Here is a 15,159-nt window from a genome sequence, read left to right as displayed (position 1 = left end):
ATAATCATTCATTATCTGCTCTTAAGTCAGCCTGTATGGAGATTTTATATGTTTAACTTTGGTCAAGATAACGCCAAAAGTAATAATACTTCTCGCAGTGCCACTTTACTACATGGGTTACGTCAGGCATGGCTATTAATTTTCTTAGTAATCATGGCTATGTTCATCAGGGGTGGTAACTTATTTGGCGAAAGTCCTACTGTGACTAATCTCGCGGAGATTTCAGATAACACAGATGAGTTTATGGGTAAAGCCGTGACCATTAAAAGTGAGGCGATCGCCAGAGTCGGACAAAGTTCTTTTACAATTAACAATCAAAAATTTTTAGCTGGTCAACCTCTTGTAGTGATCAATGCGTCAGGTAAGCCTTTTGATTTACCACCTAACCAAGATACACCAATTCAAGTTACTGGTGAGGTACGTAATTTAGTAATTCCTGAAATTGAGCGAGAGTATAATCTCAACATCCAGGATCAAGACTATACAGATTACATCAATAAGCCGGCAATTATTGCTCAACATCTAGCACTAGCACCTCAAATTACCCAAGTAAATCAAAGACCTGAACAATATTATGGTCGTCAGCTTGTAGTCACAGGAAAAGTAAAAAATATTAACAGTCCCGTTCTATTAACGCTGAATGAAGGTCAATTGTTTGGGGAGCAAGATTTGGTAGTTTTACTCAAAGCACCAGCCACCGTAGCCATCAATCAAGGTCAGAGTATATCAGTAGTAGGTGAAGTTCGTCCGTTTGTTGCTGCTGATATTGCACGAGACTATAACTTTACTTGGGATGAAAATGTGAGAAAACAGTTGGAGGCTGAGTATGGTAATAAAACTGTTTTAATTGCTGATACCGTATACCCTTATTAGGAGAATGATTCACAACATCCAAAATGGGATCAGTGGCGTTTGAGGTGATGCAGCTAAGGAAATTGACCCCAAAAGGGGAATAATCCAAAATTAGTATAATTACCCAATTAATTGTGCATATAATCGAGGTCAGACAATTTGAAAGAAAGGTCTTGGCTAGATACAGTTTGTGGTTCTAACTGCATATCTTGAAATTCATGAACCTGTGCTGTTAACCACCGTTCTAAATTACCACCTTGAATTTCTGTTGTTTGCTTACCAACTACTTCTAGATAAGCTAAGTCTTTAATTTTGCTTAAGCAGCTAGACGGCATATTTGCATTCGATCTAGCTACAGTAGCTGTTTGACTAATTTTTACATTCTCTTGTTGCTGTGCTTTACTAGCTTCTGAATTTTCCTTGAGTAAGCGGTTATATGTGCGGTAGGGAATGTAATGTAGAGGATTATATCCAGCAAAGCGTAGCATTAAAACACACGCCCAAGAATATTTACCAGCAAGAATTGCTTCAACTACTTTGTCAAATTGTTGAGGATTGATGGCTTTGTTGTAGTTGGTGATACCTGCGGTGTTTTGGTTCATAGTTGTTTTGCCTTGGATAAAAGTATTTCAGTTATTGTTTCAGTTATTAAACCTTTATGCGGAATAGGATAATGTGTGAAAGTTTCACTTTATTTGCCGCATCTTATCTTTGGTTGGTTATTTACTACTTAGTCATGTTTAATTTTGATAATAGTAAATGTTTTTGATGAAATAATGAGGAATATTACCTGTAACTTTTGAACTAAAATTTATATCAGTATTGTCATATTTTAAATTCATCTCTTCACTAACCCTTATCATTCAATATGATGACAGATAAAATTAAGCTTTTACCCTTGTATGGATTTTACTTGGTGTTATTTTTTAGTAATTGTTGTAACTTTTTCTCTGATATTTTGATTGATTCTTTCCTTACTTAAGTATAGAAGAAGTTGTCGTATTGGTATATGTATTTCCTGTTTGTATATCATAGATACTTCTCCATACTCTTTTCAGAGTTATATTCGTATTTATACTATCTATCTTCATGAATGTCACCCGCAATCAGAATTTTATTACTCAATTTTACTGAATATTTTTAATGTTGACTGATACGCTATGCTGCTAGAGGTTTTGAGCATTTTTAACTAGGTAATGAGGGGTCTGACCCCTCGCCTACTGTGCTTTTGAGGCTTTAAACCTACTAAGGAAATTTACCACTAAATAGGTCGATAATCAATCATTTGCCGTGAAAAAATAAAGCTCAAAAAAATAGAAAAGCTTTTTTATATTGATATATAAATGCTAAACATTACCGGGATAGGATATACGGATATAAATTTGGGTACAGGTCTAGCGCAGAGAATATTGTTGCAACCATATATCCGGAAAATTCTCTCAAAGAAGTCCAAAATCTTTTTTACAGAATCAGCAAAGTATGCTGATAAATTTTAGATATTTGATAATTTTATGCTAAGGCAATAGCATTTATTGCTTTTAATATTAGTGTTTTGCGAAATTAACCCTAAAAATCCCTACCAAAAAGCCGTTTTGGTATAGCTATACTCAATTATTAGTTCAGCGAATATGCTATGTGGGCATAAGATATAAAATCCTCGGCTAATTAGGGGGTAATACCCTTCATTGCCTGAAAATCTTGGGTATTTGCTTACAGTTGTAAATACCTACTAATGGAGAGGAAACACTATTAGGATTTGATAGAAAAAGTCTGTACGGTTGAGTACATAAATATATAATTGTTGCTATTTCGATATGCTTGCTGGGGTCGGTAGTAGGTAATGAGTAATGGGAGAAAACAATTACCCATTACCAAACTCCACTATATGATAAGTGTTGAAGCGGAGATGATATTATCTTTTTTTATAGTTGCAGTTGTGCTAAGTGATGATAAAGTCCCGCGATCGCCATTAGTTCCTGATGAGTCCCATGTTCAATTACCATCCCCTGGTCTAACACAATAATATGATCGGCGTAGCGGACAGTCGAAAGGCGATGGGAGATAATAAAAGTCGTGCGATCCTCGCTAATTTGGGCTAAATTTTGTTGAAAGCGGCGTTCTGACTCGGCATCTAAACCGCTAGTGGCTTCATCTAATATCAAAATTCTAGGGTTTCTAATCAAAGCACGGGCGATCGCAATTTTTTGGCGTTGTCCGCCAGATAGCATAAAACCCCGTTCTCCCACTTGGGTATCGTAACCTAGAGGTAAGGCTTGGATAAACTCGTGTGCGCCTGATAACTTAGCGGCGGCGATCGCTTGCACTAAACTTAATTCTTGATCGTGCAAAGTAATATTTTCTAAAATCGTTCCTGAAAATAGAAAACTCTCTTGCCCTACTAACCCTATCTGACTCCGTAAAGATTGGGGAGACACCCCAGACATATCATGTCCATCAATCAAAATCCTCCCCGTATCAGGATGATACAACCCAGCGAGTAAATTAGCTAAGGTACTTTTACCAGAACCACTTTGACCAATGATGCCAATAGTTTGATGCGGTTTTACCCCAAAGGAGATATTTTGTAAGGCGTTGCGTTCTTGAAACGAGTTATAACGAAACGACACATTCTCAAATCGTACCTCACCGCGAATTGGCGGCATGACAAATAAAGTAGTTTGGGAATTTCCTTCAGGGACAGCCGCGTAAACATCATTGAGTCTTTCTACAGAAATCAATACCTCTTGAAACTCATCCCATAACCCAACTAACGCCAAAACTGGATTTGTGACATTCCCAGTCAACATATTGAAAGCGATAAACTGTCCCAAGGACATTTTCCCACCCATCACCAAAGTAGCCCCGAACCATAAAACTAGGGTGCTACCCACATGATTAATTAAATTCCGCATCACTTGGAGACGATGGGCTAACTTTTGTCCCCGCAACCGCGCCTTCAACATTTTTAAGAAGCGTTCCTCCCAATACTTCTGCAAAGGACGTTCGGCGGTTGTAGTTTTCAGCGTCGCCACCCCAGTCATCATCTCTACCATTGAAGAGTGCTGTCTGGCTGATTCTTGAAAGATTTCTCTTGATGCTTGCTTGAGATAGGGACTGGCAACTACAGTTAAGAACACTACCGGAATAATCCAACTCAGAACTAGAAGAGTGAGTTGCCAACTGTAATAGGTCATCAAACCCAGGTAAGTCACCACCATCAAAACATCTACAGCCGCCGCAATTACCCGGCGACTGATGAAGACTTGAATTTTACGGTTCTCTTGTACACGGCTAATAATATCTTCGACTTGGCGGGAGGCGAAAAATTGTAAGGGTAACTGTAATGTATAGTTAATAAAACCGCCAATCAAGTTTAAGTCAACGCGGTTAGCAAAATAATCTAATAAATGTTGATGCTGTGATGTTAATACAGTCCGCCAGATACCCAAACATAAAAAGCTGAACGCAAATATATGCAAATTCGGCAAGTTTTTGACAGGGATTACTTCGTCAAGAATGACCTGAGTAAATAGGGGAGTCGCTAACCCAAAAGCTTGCACCAACAAGCAGGCGAGAACGATTTGTCTAATTAATGGGCGATATTGCCACAATATTTGTCCATAACGACCCAAAGAGAATTTTTCACTCTTGAGGGCTTGAAAACGTTCTGTGGGGTCTAAAAGTAAAGCGTATCCAGTCCAACTACTTTCAAATTGCGACCGCGATACCCATTTGCGCCCAACAGCCGGGTCAGAAATGAGAACGCGATCGCCTTTTATCTGCCACACTACTACAAAATGGTTGCCTTGCCAGTGAGCAATCCAGGGATTATAGTGCCACTCTAGCTTATGCAAACTTCCCCGCACTGGTAGCACATCATAACCCAAGGTTTGGGCAGCTACAGATAAACCCTCCAAAGATGCGCCAGTCTTATCTACCTGTGCCAAGTTTCTCAAGCTATAAAGACTTAAACGCTTACCCCAATATTGGCTAATCATTGCCAAACACGCTGCACCACAATCTGAAGAACTCTGCTGTTGGATGAATGGGTAGGAATAGGAAAACTTGCCTTTTTGCCGCTTTTCTCCTTGGGGAAGGTCGATATCTTCAATGTTAGATGTGGCTATGGTTGGTGCTTCTGGGGAACGCAAAGTTTTTAACTTAGGCAGAACAATTTGTGGTTTACTATCCGTAGGGACAACATCAACCTCTTCTGCTGCTGGTTCTTGTGGTTGATAGTCATCAGTAAAGAAATTAGGTGCGATTGCTCTTGCCGCTTCCCAATTTTCCGGCGATAGTTGATAAACTAGCAAATTTGTTTGCGCTGTTCCATCTGGTAATGTGGATTCAGGATATCCCCAACTATCACCTACCGATGGGATGAAGCTACCTACTGATATAGATTGCACTTGACCACTCGCCAGCCAAAACCGCCCTTTTTCTGATGGGGTTGCTGCTGATAATAATGAGCCAGCCGGAATATATTTAGCTGTTAAATAAGGAAGTAATTCTTTAAGCTTTTTGCTCTTGATTGTGTGTAACTTAGTATAACCTTTTAGGAATATCAGCGCTTGTCGTTCACGGGTTAAACGCTGCAAGTGATTTTTTAGTTGGGGAAGGCGTTGTAACCAGAGTTTCAAGTCAGCAATTGTCATTGAGATAACAAAACCTTCACTTGCTGCGATCGCTCGATATGGTAATGCTTGATGACAAAAGAAATGATCTGCCCCAAAAGTTTGTTCAGCCAACAACAATTGAGTAGAAATTTCCCGCCCCAGCTTTTGATTAAAACCTAACAGACGGACTCTACCTTGACAAATTAAATAAATAACACTATTACTATCTGTATCTGCTTCATCTACTACATAATTTGTCAGGTCATCACCTAATTCAAACTCTCGAACTACCCAACTTTGGCTAAACTCTGAAACTAGACTAATATCCCCTGCAACTAACCTCACCAAATTGAGGATAGCCGCTTCTGGAGTGGAAGATAGCTGCTGAGTAGAATCTTGTTGCAGCCCTCCCTGAACTCTTAACGACGAAGAGGGATTCATAGTTTAATTTCTATTTTGTGGGTAAACTCTTGGCTGATTCCTGGGCAAATCAATTTCATATCAGCAATTAAACTAATTGCTAAGTATTAGCTCAGGATGAGATTTAGGAAAATATTTATTTTAAAATTTTATCAATTTTCACAAAATATTTAACCAGTATTCATGAACTTTATATTTATGGTTTGTCGGTCATTCATGAGTACATTCGCTTAAAGGTAAAAAATCTAATTATGGGTTGTTAAAGTAGCTTCAGTTTATAACAACAAAATTTTTAGGAAAAAATCAGGAAACCTAATTTGTAATTTGCAAAAAGTTCTTCATGAACATAAATTTAATAACTCTCCTAATGTAGTAATCGTTTGAGAGAACATGAATAAGATAGTCGTTTGCAAATTGGTTTAAACTTATTTACATTTTCTTTTAGTTAATTGAACTCCCGGAAAATAAATCCAAAAACTGTTAACACTCATTTTTAAATACCAAATAGAATCCCACCCAAGAGAGAGATACTAAAGCAAATATAAATGCTATTGTGTATCTCATGTTACAGATTTTTTCTGTTAAGGCTTTAATCACAACGTCACAATTGGCAAGATAGCTATTACCCCTCACAGGTGGATTAAATCTCGGAAATATAGATAAATTAAGCAAGAAAAGCTGAAATATTTTTTGGGAAAAACCGACGTTCTCTATTACAAAGGTCGGTTTTTTAATTATTTCCACGGAAAATTTAAGAAAGACTTTATATTTTCATAGCGATGGCGAGTAACCCACCCCTACCCCTCCCAGGCTACTGCGTACAAACAAGTCAAAAAAAGCTTGTCCATAAAAGATTTAAGTATGGTAGTGGCGTGACCAGACTAAACTTGTGCATTAGCGGACAATCTATCATCTTGCTATCGGCGTTCATTTATCTTGAAAAGTTTCCTACGGAGGGAAACCCTCCTACAGAACTTTTCGCTGCGTTTATCTGCGTTCATTTTTATCCAAAATCTATTGCAAAATTTTAGCCTTGCCACGCCAGTAATGGGTTATGGACGATAGTCCTAACACACCGCCCCAGATTTGCGGTGCGTTACGCTGGCGCGATAACACACCCTACAAAACTAGTGACTAATTACCAAATACACCGCCCAAATTGCCATAGCGCGTAGGTAGGTACTGGCGCGGAAAGTTCCGGCGGCGGTGATGGCTTCAGGTGTGCGGAATTGTAGACCATTATTATAGATTTGCTCTACAACTGCTTGCGTTAATCTTAAGCCTTCATCCTTCATTCCCATCTGTACCAAAAATGCTGCTAAACCAAAGTTAATCCCTGTCCAAACTTCTAGAGGATGGGTAGCTTTGGGGTTTTCTGGTGAACCATCAGGACGCACTCCATTAGCTGCACCAAATTGACCGTTGTAGAACTTGAGGAAGCAGGCATCATATACAGTTTGTAATGCAGAAATGGCGCGATCGCTTGGTACAATCTCCGGTAGTTCTAGTAAGTTTGCGTAGAATTGTCCACACAATTGATCTGCCATCACCACATCGGAACCGCTTTCACTATCTAATCGATAATATTTACCATTCCAAAGTTTTTCCTGATAGATAGGTAGGGATTGCTTTAACCAAGTTTCATAGGTGGATTTTTGGGAAAGGAGGTTTTCCTTGGTTGCTGCATCTTGGTGATTTTGTAATAAAATATCGCTAATGGCGATCGCAGCCTCCAACGCCGCCAACCACAAACCTCCACAATAGGCGCTAACCCCTTGCAAACGCCAGTCATCAAAGGTTTGATCAGGCGCACCAGAGTTTTCGGGAATCCCATCCCCATCTAAATCAAACTTTTTCACATAATCAAGGGTTTCTACAATTGCATCCCAGCAGTCTGCTAGGAATTGCACATCGTCAGCACCAGTGAGAAGATAATCCCGGTATACTTGCAAGACAAAATCACAACCTAAATCCTTCCACAAATTACAATCTTGATAGCTGGTATAATTAGTCTTCTCCCAAACGTGTTCATTGGGTGCGCCTAAATCATGGGGTGTTGCACCTGCGGCTTTACGTACAGCAAGCGGACTTTCTGCCCCAATGGTATAGTAATAACCAATCACACGGGGAGTATCATCACTTTGGGGAATTGCTCTAGCAAAAGCACGTATTACAGATTTTTCTAATTCTGGGTAGAGTTGCAACAACCCAAAAGAACCATACAACCGGACATCCAAACTTTCATACCAACGATAGTCTAAACATTCCAACACCGCAAACTGTCCAATGGCATCGCTTGGTGTGGCTGCACTCCAGAGAGTTCCCCCACTGGTGAGGTCGTACAATTCATTAAATAGAGCCATTTTGAACCAGTCGGGTAAATCTTCTCGATTCAGAATGGGTTCTTGCCAACTGGCAATTTGTTGTTGCCAAGTTTTATACTGTTCTAGAGCCAGAGTTGCGATCGCCCAAGCATGATCACCAGATTTACCAAAGAAATCTGTATATCTGCGATAGTAATTAATGCCAGCAGCAAATTCTGTCACCGGGAAATCCCAACTCAGCACAAAGGGAATTTCCAGAGTTTGCCCAGGCTGGAGAGTAAAACGAACTGCGATCGCTCCTCCCAACTGTTCATTCTCTGCCGCAGCCGTGGTATCTATATAATTAGGCAAAGAACCATCCGCCGCAAAACTCTGCCATACCTCCTCACCAGTACCCACAGGATTCCATCTTGTATGGTGAAACACCTCCACTTGGGGATGCTTCAACGTCGCAATACACCAACTCCCTTCACCTTCTTGTAAAGGTTCAGTCATACCCACCCGACCGAAAAAGCAACCAATATGTTGGGGAGTTTCATCTAAATAATTGTAATTCCTCTGACTTTCCCCCACACGCGGCTGATATTCATAAACTGGACTCCCATCATCCCGCACCCGCACATTGGGAGATTTGAGCGCATTCGTAAACCAACCCACCATATTTTGCCAACTCAGCATAATACTGAGTGTGATAGGTGCATTGGTGGGGTTATGCGCTTGCCATGCAAACACCGCTACAGGGTAACTAGTCTCTTGATAATTATTAGCCCAAATGGGGGAAAACTGCTCACAAGTTAACTCCGCCTGAAAAACATTCTCATACACAAACCAGCTACGAGGATACAAAGCGTGATATGTGCCTGTTTCCTGTGTTCCATTCGATGCAGGATACCATTGCCAACTTTTCAGGCTACCATCATCCGGTGCTTGCGTAGACAAAGCATAAGCTTGGGAGGATGAGCCATTTGACTCAAACACAATAAATTGGCAAGCCGGAAAATTTTGGAAAACATGCTCACCCCCATCAATGTGCCATAGGTTAAAATCTCCCCGCGAAGACCGACCAATACAACCTGCACCAAAGCCACCTAATGGCATCCCATGCCAAGGCCCATCATCAATATTACTAGCGTAGCGGACAGTATAAGGTATATCCCAACCTAACCCAATAGGACGTTTCCAAGCCGAGGAGGGAATTTGCGGGGAGGATTGATTTGTCATTACCTAATGTCACAATTGTGCAGTTACGCTAAGGAAGCTTAACGCGATGTGTCAATTTTCTCAAGGGGATCGGGGAGGCTAAAGGTCAATTCCCATCGTGGTGATTTAGAATTGAGCTTAAAGAATTTGATCCATTCTCCCACTGACCTGTAATGCCTAGCCTGAAACTTTCTCAAACAGGGTTGCAAATTATCAAACAAGCTCGTAAGGAAAAAGGTTGGACAATAGATGATCCCCGTTGGTTAGAGGTAGCAAGTCAAATTCTTGCACCTGGGCAAAACTGGGAAAATGCCGAATTTTTTGCCACAGGGGTATCTTTAGGGACATGGAGACGCTTTTTAAACGGTGATGCGATTAACGCTACAGTATTGAAAGCGTTTTGTCAGGTTTTGGGTTGTAATTGGCAAGACTTGATTGAACGTCCTTCTCCATTACCTTTACCTCAGATTCCGCATATTTCTTTATTTTTTGGACGAGGTTATGAACTAGCAACGCTCGCCCAGGCAATTGAGAAGGGAAAACGCCTGATTGCAATTACAGGGATGGGGGGTATAGGAAAAACGACTTTAGCAGTAAAACTAGCAGAGTGGGTAGGCGCAAGGTTTCAAAAAACTCTGTGGTTTTCGTTTCACCTTAACGTCCCTACAACAGATGCTCTACCGATTTTACCGCCCCAGACGCTGATAGTTTTTGATGGTTGGGATGTCATTTTAGGGGGCAACCGTGGAGGACAATATCTTGCAGAATATGAACCATACGCAGATTTTCTCTATAAGTTTTTACAAACGTCTCACGATAGTTGTGTAATTCTCACTAGCCGAGAACAACCAGAACGATTAAATCTGTTGAGTGATGCGGTGATTTTCCCTCTGGGTGGACTCATGGAAGGTGCAATTGAGCTTTTGCAACATCATCAACTTACCTTTGATGCTCAACAGTGGATAGCTTTGGTGAATCAATATGGTGGTAATCCCTTGTTTCTCAATATTGCCGCTAATTTTATTCATGAATTATTTGCTGGGGATGTGGGAGAGTTTTTAGCTTCTGGAACTTTAGTTTCTGGTGAATTTATCCCCCTAGTGACGCAATGGCTAAAGCATATTTCCACTTTGGAACAAATGTTAATGAAGGATTTAGCTACCGAAGTGCAAGGATTCACTTGCAATGAGATACTATTACATCTAACGAATCATGCTTCCAATGGGGAAATTTTAGCAGCACTATTATCTTTAAAGCGGAGGGCATTGATAGAAACGATGAAAGATGGTGAGATAGAACGCTTTTATTTACAACCAGTCATTCTCAAATCTGTAAAGACTTTGTTGAGTTAATGACAACTCAACAATTGAGCTTTTGGGTAAGTTTTTTGTAGCTGTGATTGTCGTTTTAAATTTGGACGGCCGTAGGTGGATAACTGGCTAATTATAGATGGGTCTGGCGGGGGTGAGAATTTTTCTTGGCTCAAATCATCAAATAAAATGACTGTGTGCAACTGATGATTTTCATACTTTTGTGTATAGATTTGAGCTATTTTCTGCCATTGTGCGGGAGGACAATAACTTTTATCAATTAGTAAAATTGCACTTGGGTAAATTTGTGCGATCGCCACTCCCGTAACCAGAAATAATCCCCAACCACAGCCCAAAATTGTCAACAAAGAACGGTTCATAAGTTTACAAGTTGGTTTGAAATAGTTCAGTGAATAATGTTTGTAGCTTTTGCGAATCGCTGGATTTGACTGTTGTTTCTCGCAAATTGGCTATTTCCTGCAATTCGCCTCTGTTGACTTCGCCGTAAGCAATGGGATAGAAGCGCACGCCACTATATTTAAGAACATCCCTGACTTGTATAAAGCGCAATCCTGTATTTACTTCACCATCAGTTAGCAGTAACAAATAAAATCGTCCATTAGGATCGGCTTTTTGACGTTGCATTAGTTGTGATAAACCGACTATCATTCCGTCGTACATCGCTGTTTCCCCATCAGCGCTTAAGGAATCAGCCGCCGCTAACAAACGTTGATGTTGTTGCACATCAAAAGGTGCAAGGGGTAGGATTTGTCTGGGGCGATCGCTAAATGTAACTAATCCGACATAGTTACCAGAATTAATTGACTGCGCGGCAATTTTCAGACTGTTTTTGACGGCTTTGAGGCGATCGCCTTCCATTGAACCACTCGTATCAATTACCATCATTAAATTAACTGTACGTCCCCCATCTTTACGCTGTTTCCAATAAGACTGGGCCGCTTGCAGAACTTCACCATCGGGAATGGGAATATTACTTTTAAAGTTAATACCTGGGTTAAAGCCTTTTTCTTTGGCTAGCTGCTGCATTGGGGAAGAAAGCGCAAACTCACTAAATCGCCGTAAACCTTCATTTTGCACGCTATTATTCCAACTAAACCCTACCAAAGGACTATCATGTGGTACACCAAAGGGGACAAATACCACATCTTCAAATCCAGGGAGTTTCTTCAGGTTTTGAAAACTTTGATACTCTAGGGGAAAGGCTTGCAATTTTTGGCGATCGCGAATAAAAATTTCTTTCAAGTCAAGGGTTGTTAATGTTGTAATTAACACCTGTTTCTGAAAGGTATCAAAAACTGAATTTACCTGTGGTGATTGTAATTCTGAGGCAATGAGAGGTTTACCGTCTTGATGATGTCCGGCACTACGCCAAAATAACGTGTATAACAAATTCAAAGATGTACCACTACTGTACGGATTAGGATAGCCCACTGTGAGTTTGCCAGATAAAATCGCCTTCAGTAGTTTCTCAAAGCTGACATCACCGTTTTTTGCTAGTTCTTGATCAGCTTTTCCATCCACAACAAAACCAGCAAAATCAGATACTAATCTTGGGGTAATAGTGGAAGTTGTGATTCCTTGCTGTGTTAAAAGTTTTAATGATAGCTGATGGGAAGGTGTAAACCCAGCCGGCTGTACATTTTTAGCAGCCAAAAGCCTTGTTGCAGTACCAGAGGGAATATTGCGGATTCCTACCTGAATCACTTTTCCCGAAGTTGTGGTGATTTTTTTAGCGTTAAAGGCTTCTGCAACATCTACCAACCAACGCTCATCTTGCTTTTCGCCATTAGATTTTTCCGCAGAACCAAAAATTTCAATATAAGCAATATTACTATCAGTTGATGGTTTGGCAGCATAGAGGGGAAAATCGTCCAGATTTGGTAAAGGTTCTGCTAATTTTTGAATGCTGTAACTTTGAGCGACTGCATCAAAAATCGGGGCTTGTTCAACGGATATTTGAGGTAACAAAGATTCTTGTAAGACGCGGTAGGCACTTTCAAAAGAATCTACTGTCGGGGTATTACAAGTTAATAGTGATACGCTAATTAACCCGCACAAAAAACAGACAATAAATTGTGTTGGCAGTTTTTTGAAAAGTTTTATGGTTGTCAATAATGGCAGTATTTGAATTGTTAATTGATGGCTGTTTTATTTTCTGTAATTATCACTTGCAAAGTTTTGGGAAGATTGAGTTCATTATGATTTTGGTTAACCCTGGAGAGTAAGAATTGATCGTGCAAATGTTGCAATTGATTGTGTGTATTTTCGAGGCGATCGCAACTAATTTGTAACTGTTGCTTGGCTAAGAAATGATACTTAGAAGATTGAACTTGATGAGTTGTGGCTAAGGCGGAAACTACCTGCTGTGTTAAATCCAGTACAGTATGCAGCGCCTCGATTAATTCGGGAATTAAGGTAGGCTCTAACTGTGCAATTTGCTGGGCAAATTGTTGCGTTGCTTTTGCCCATTGATATGACTGTTGCCAAGTTGTTTGAGAACTTTTATCTATTTGGCGTTGACACTTGTTTAAATGTGCTAGAAAAATTTCTCTCTCTAATAGGTTGTGTGTTGATTTAGCCAAGGCTTGGTTCACAGTCCGAAACCAAACAGCGATCATCGCCAAAGCGATCGCACCACCAATACCAATAACTAAAGGAGTCGTTCCTAATATCAGCACAAAGCCAATATATCCACTAATTGCCCCAGCTATGAGCCAGTAAGTTTGTTGGTATTGTGCCAAATTCCTTAAATTTCGAGGAATAATGCGATTCATGCTTTAAACTCTCATTCTTTTTGGGTTTCTGCGTTCAACAATTGACAATTGTCAATTGAAAGTTGTCGATTACCTCTCCTTAGAAGTGAGATAGGATTAGAGAGTATGATTTATTTTTTGACCCTTCTCTACGAGACGCTGCGCGAACGCTCAGGGTCAATTTTTTTCTTGAAATGAGAGGTTTTCAACCTTGAATAAAACAATTGTCAATTATCAATTATCAATTGATAAATCTTCTGGCAAATATGCAGTCTCTTGAGAAATATTCGGCATTTCAATGTGCTGTTTATGACCATCTAGTAAGCAACTAATAGTTATATCTCCCATCACATTGATTGCAGTCCGACAGCGATCAAGAAACCAATCCACCGTAATTAGTAGGGCAATATATTGAGTTGGCAATCCTACAGAAGTAAACACCAAAGTCATTGTCACAAGCCCAGCTTCGGGAATACCCGCAGCCCCTACAGAAGCGAAAATAGATGTTAACACCACCATCAATTGTTGGGGTAGACTCAAATGCAGTCCTAACAACTGCCCAACAAATAATGCAGACATAGCTTCATACAATGCAGTTCCATCATTGTTAAAATTGCTACCCACCAAAGCACCCAACGATGCAGAAGATTCCCGCACACCGATTTTCTGCATCAAAACTTGGAAGGTAACAGGCATAGCTGCTGTAGATGATGCGGTAGAGAAAGCTGTTAAAAGTGCATCGCTACTACCAAGCAGAAATCTTTGTGGACTTACCCAAGAACTAAATTTCACCCTGGCTGTATAGTAAATCGCTTGCAGCAATAGCCCAACTAATACCGCCATCACAAAGGCAGCTAATGATATAAATGGTTTCAAGCCTTGTAAAGCGATCGTTTTGGCGACGATACCAAATACGGCGATTGGTACTAGGGCAATTACCCATTTCAATATCGTCATCACAGTCTCAAACAATAGTGTAATCAGTTGCTCAATCGGACGATAATCTTCCTTCTGTTGTCCAATTTGCTCAGTTTTGATTGCCCTTAGTACCACCCCAAAAGCCAAGGCAATAAACACTAGCTGAATTACATTATTATCAACTAAGGGCTGTAATATTGAATTTGGCACAATATCTTGCAGCAACCCCCAAGGATCAAGAGTTTTATGAGTAACTGCTGCACCTTGGGCTGTGATTGACCACCAACGCCCAGGCTGTAATACATTAGCCACCAATAGCCCGATAGCAATAGCCATCAGAGTATTCGTTAACAGCAAAACTGTGAGTTTTCTTCCCGAACGCCCTGGAATATTGACTGTGAGAAATCCGTGGAGAATAGCAAGTACAATCAATGGTGTGGCTAAAGCACGCAATGCTTTCAGGACTAAATTACAGGGAATTATCAAATGATTAATTAACTCGCTTAAGTTGGCATTGGGGTTGCCTCCACCGAGTAAAATGCCTACAATCACTGCTAAAATTAGCGCGATCGCAATTTGCAATGACAATGGAAAGGTCTTTGAAAAAACAAAGCCTTGGGATTGACTCATAATTTTTACCTTTATATAGTTATTCACAAAAGGCTTGGGCATTTTGTAAGTATTAGTTTGTACTTACAGCGTTTTTGTATAGGCAACAAAAGCAATCACAACCTTAGCCATAGCA

General features: G+C 40.2%; 9 protein-coding genes. 2 read left to right on the top strand and 7 right to left on the bottom strand.

The annotated features are described in order from the left end of the window. The first annotated feature begins 48 nt into the window (after positions 1–48). Positions 49–873, top strand: coding sequence for a hypothetical protein (locus tag NSMS1_RS24815; protein ID WP_224087352.1), 825 nt, complete (start codon positions 49–51; stop codon positions 871–873). Between the two features lie 107 nt (positions 874–980). Here NSMS1_RS24815 and NSMS1_RS24810 read toward each other — a convergent pair whose 3' ends face one another. The 3 genes from NSMS1_RS24810 to NSMS1_RS24800 all read right to left on the bottom strand — a co-directional run bounded on the left by NSMS1_RS24810 (position 981) and on the right by NSMS1_RS24800 (position 9,433). After that, positions 981–1,454 carry a HetP family heterocyst commitment protein gene (locus tag NSMS1_RS24810; protein WP_224087351.1) on the bottom strand — a complete coding sequence of 158 codons (474 nt, stop codon included), beginning with the start codon at positions 1,452–1,454 and terminating at the stop codon, positions 981–983. 1,320 nt (positions 1,455–2,774) lie between these two features. After that, positions 2,775–5,909, bottom strand: a complete 3,135-nt coding sequence (locus NSMS1_RS24805; protein ID WP_224087350.1) for a cysteine peptidase family C39 domain-containing protein — start codon at positions 5,907–5,909, stop codon at positions 2,775–2,777. Between the two features lie 1,106 nt (positions 5,910–7,015). Beyond that, the gene (locus tag NSMS1_RS24800) at positions 7,016–9,433 is read right to left on the bottom strand and encodes a GH116 family glycosyl hydrolase (RefSeq protein WP_224087349.1); all 2,418 of its coding nucleotides are present in this window, start codon (positions 9,431–9,433) and stop codon (positions 7,016–7,018) included. Positions 9,434–9,585: 152 nt separating this feature from the next. Between NSMS1_RS24800 and NSMS1_RS24795 the strand changes: the two genes are divergently transcribed. Further along, positions 9,586–10,764 carry a helix-turn-helix domain-containing protein gene (locus tag NSMS1_RS24795; protein WP_224087348.1) on the top strand — a complete coding sequence of 393 codons (1,179 nt, stop codon included), beginning with the start codon at positions 9,586–9,588 and terminating at the stop codon, positions 10,762–10,764. On the opposite strand, the gene NSMS1_RS24790 is transcribed toward NSMS1_RS24795, so the two are convergent. From NSMS1_RS24790 to NSMS1_RS24775, 4 genes are all read right to left on the bottom strand, one after another. Continuing rightward, positions 10,761–11,102, bottom strand: a complete 342-nt coding sequence (locus NSMS1_RS24790; RefSeq protein ID WP_224087347.1) for a hypothetical protein — start codon at positions 11,100–11,102, stop codon at positions 10,761–10,763. The genes NSMS1_RS24795 and NSMS1_RS24790 overlap by 4 nt on opposite strands. Positions 11,103–11,106: 4 nt before the next feature. Further along, positions 11,107–12,855 (bottom strand): vWA domain-containing protein, encoded by a 1,749-nt coding sequence (locus NSMS1_RS24785; protein ID WP_224087346.1) that lies wholly within the window; start codon positions 12,853–12,855, stop codon positions 11,107–11,109. Positions 12,856–12,875: 20 nt separating this feature from the next. After that, positions 12,876–13,517: a hypothetical protein gene (locus NSMS1_RS24780; RefSeq protein WP_224087345.1), complete on the bottom strand. Its 642-nt coding sequence runs from the start codon at positions 13,515–13,517 to the stop codon at positions 12,876–12,878. 213 nt (positions 13,518–13,730) lie between these two features. Further along, a complete protein-coding gene (locus NSMS1_RS24775; RefSeq protein ID WP_224087344.1) occupies positions 13,731–15,044 on the bottom strand; it encodes a dicarboxylate/amino acid:cation symporter in 1,314 nt (437 codons plus the stop codon). Between the last annotated feature and the right edge of the window lie 115 nt (positions 15,045–15,159).

Origin of the sequence: Nostoc sp. MS1, from assembly GCF_019976755.1 — a bacterium.
Taxonomy (GTDB): domain Bacteria; phylum Cyanobacteriota; class Cyanobacteriia; order Cyanobacteriales; family Nostocaceae; genus Trichormus.
The sequence above is the reverse complement of the archived record's forward strand: the minus strand, read 5'-3'. Positions and strand labels throughout refer to the sequence as shown.

Bases quoted from the DNA above. Each gene is read 5' to 3' on its own strand.
- NSMS1_RS24780 (WP_224087345.1), bottom strand. From the start codon at position 13,517: ATGAATCGCATTATTCCTCGAAATTTAAGGAATTTGGCACAATACCAA.
- NSMS1_RS24805 (WP_224087350.1), bottom strand. From the start codon at position 5,909: ATGAATCCCTCTTCGTCGTTAAGAGTTCAGGGAGGGCTGCAACAAGAT.
- NSMS1_RS24775 (WP_224087344.1), bottom strand. From the start codon at position 15,044: ATGAGTCAATCCCAAGGCTTTGTTTTTTCAAAGACCTTTCCATTGTCA.
- NSMS1_RS24795 (WP_224087348.1), top strand. From the start codon at position 9,586: ATGCCTAGCCTGAAACTTTCTCAAACAGGGTTGCAAATTATCAAACAA.
- NSMS1_RS24800 (WP_224087349.1), bottom strand. From the start codon at position 9,433: ATGACAAATCAATCCTCCCCGCAAATTCCCTCCTCGGCTTGGAAACGT.
- NSMS1_RS24815 (WP_224087352.1), top strand. From the start codon at position 49: ATGTTTAACTTTGGTCAAGATAACGCCAAAAGTAATAATACTTCTCGC.
- NSMS1_RS24810 (WP_224087351.1), bottom strand. From the start codon at position 1,454: ATGAACCAAAACACCGCAGGTATCACCAACTACAACAAAGCCATCAAT.
- NSMS1_RS24790 (WP_224087347.1), bottom strand. From the start codon at position 11,102: ATGAACCGTTCTTTGTTGACAATTTTGGGCTGTGGTTGGGGATTATTT.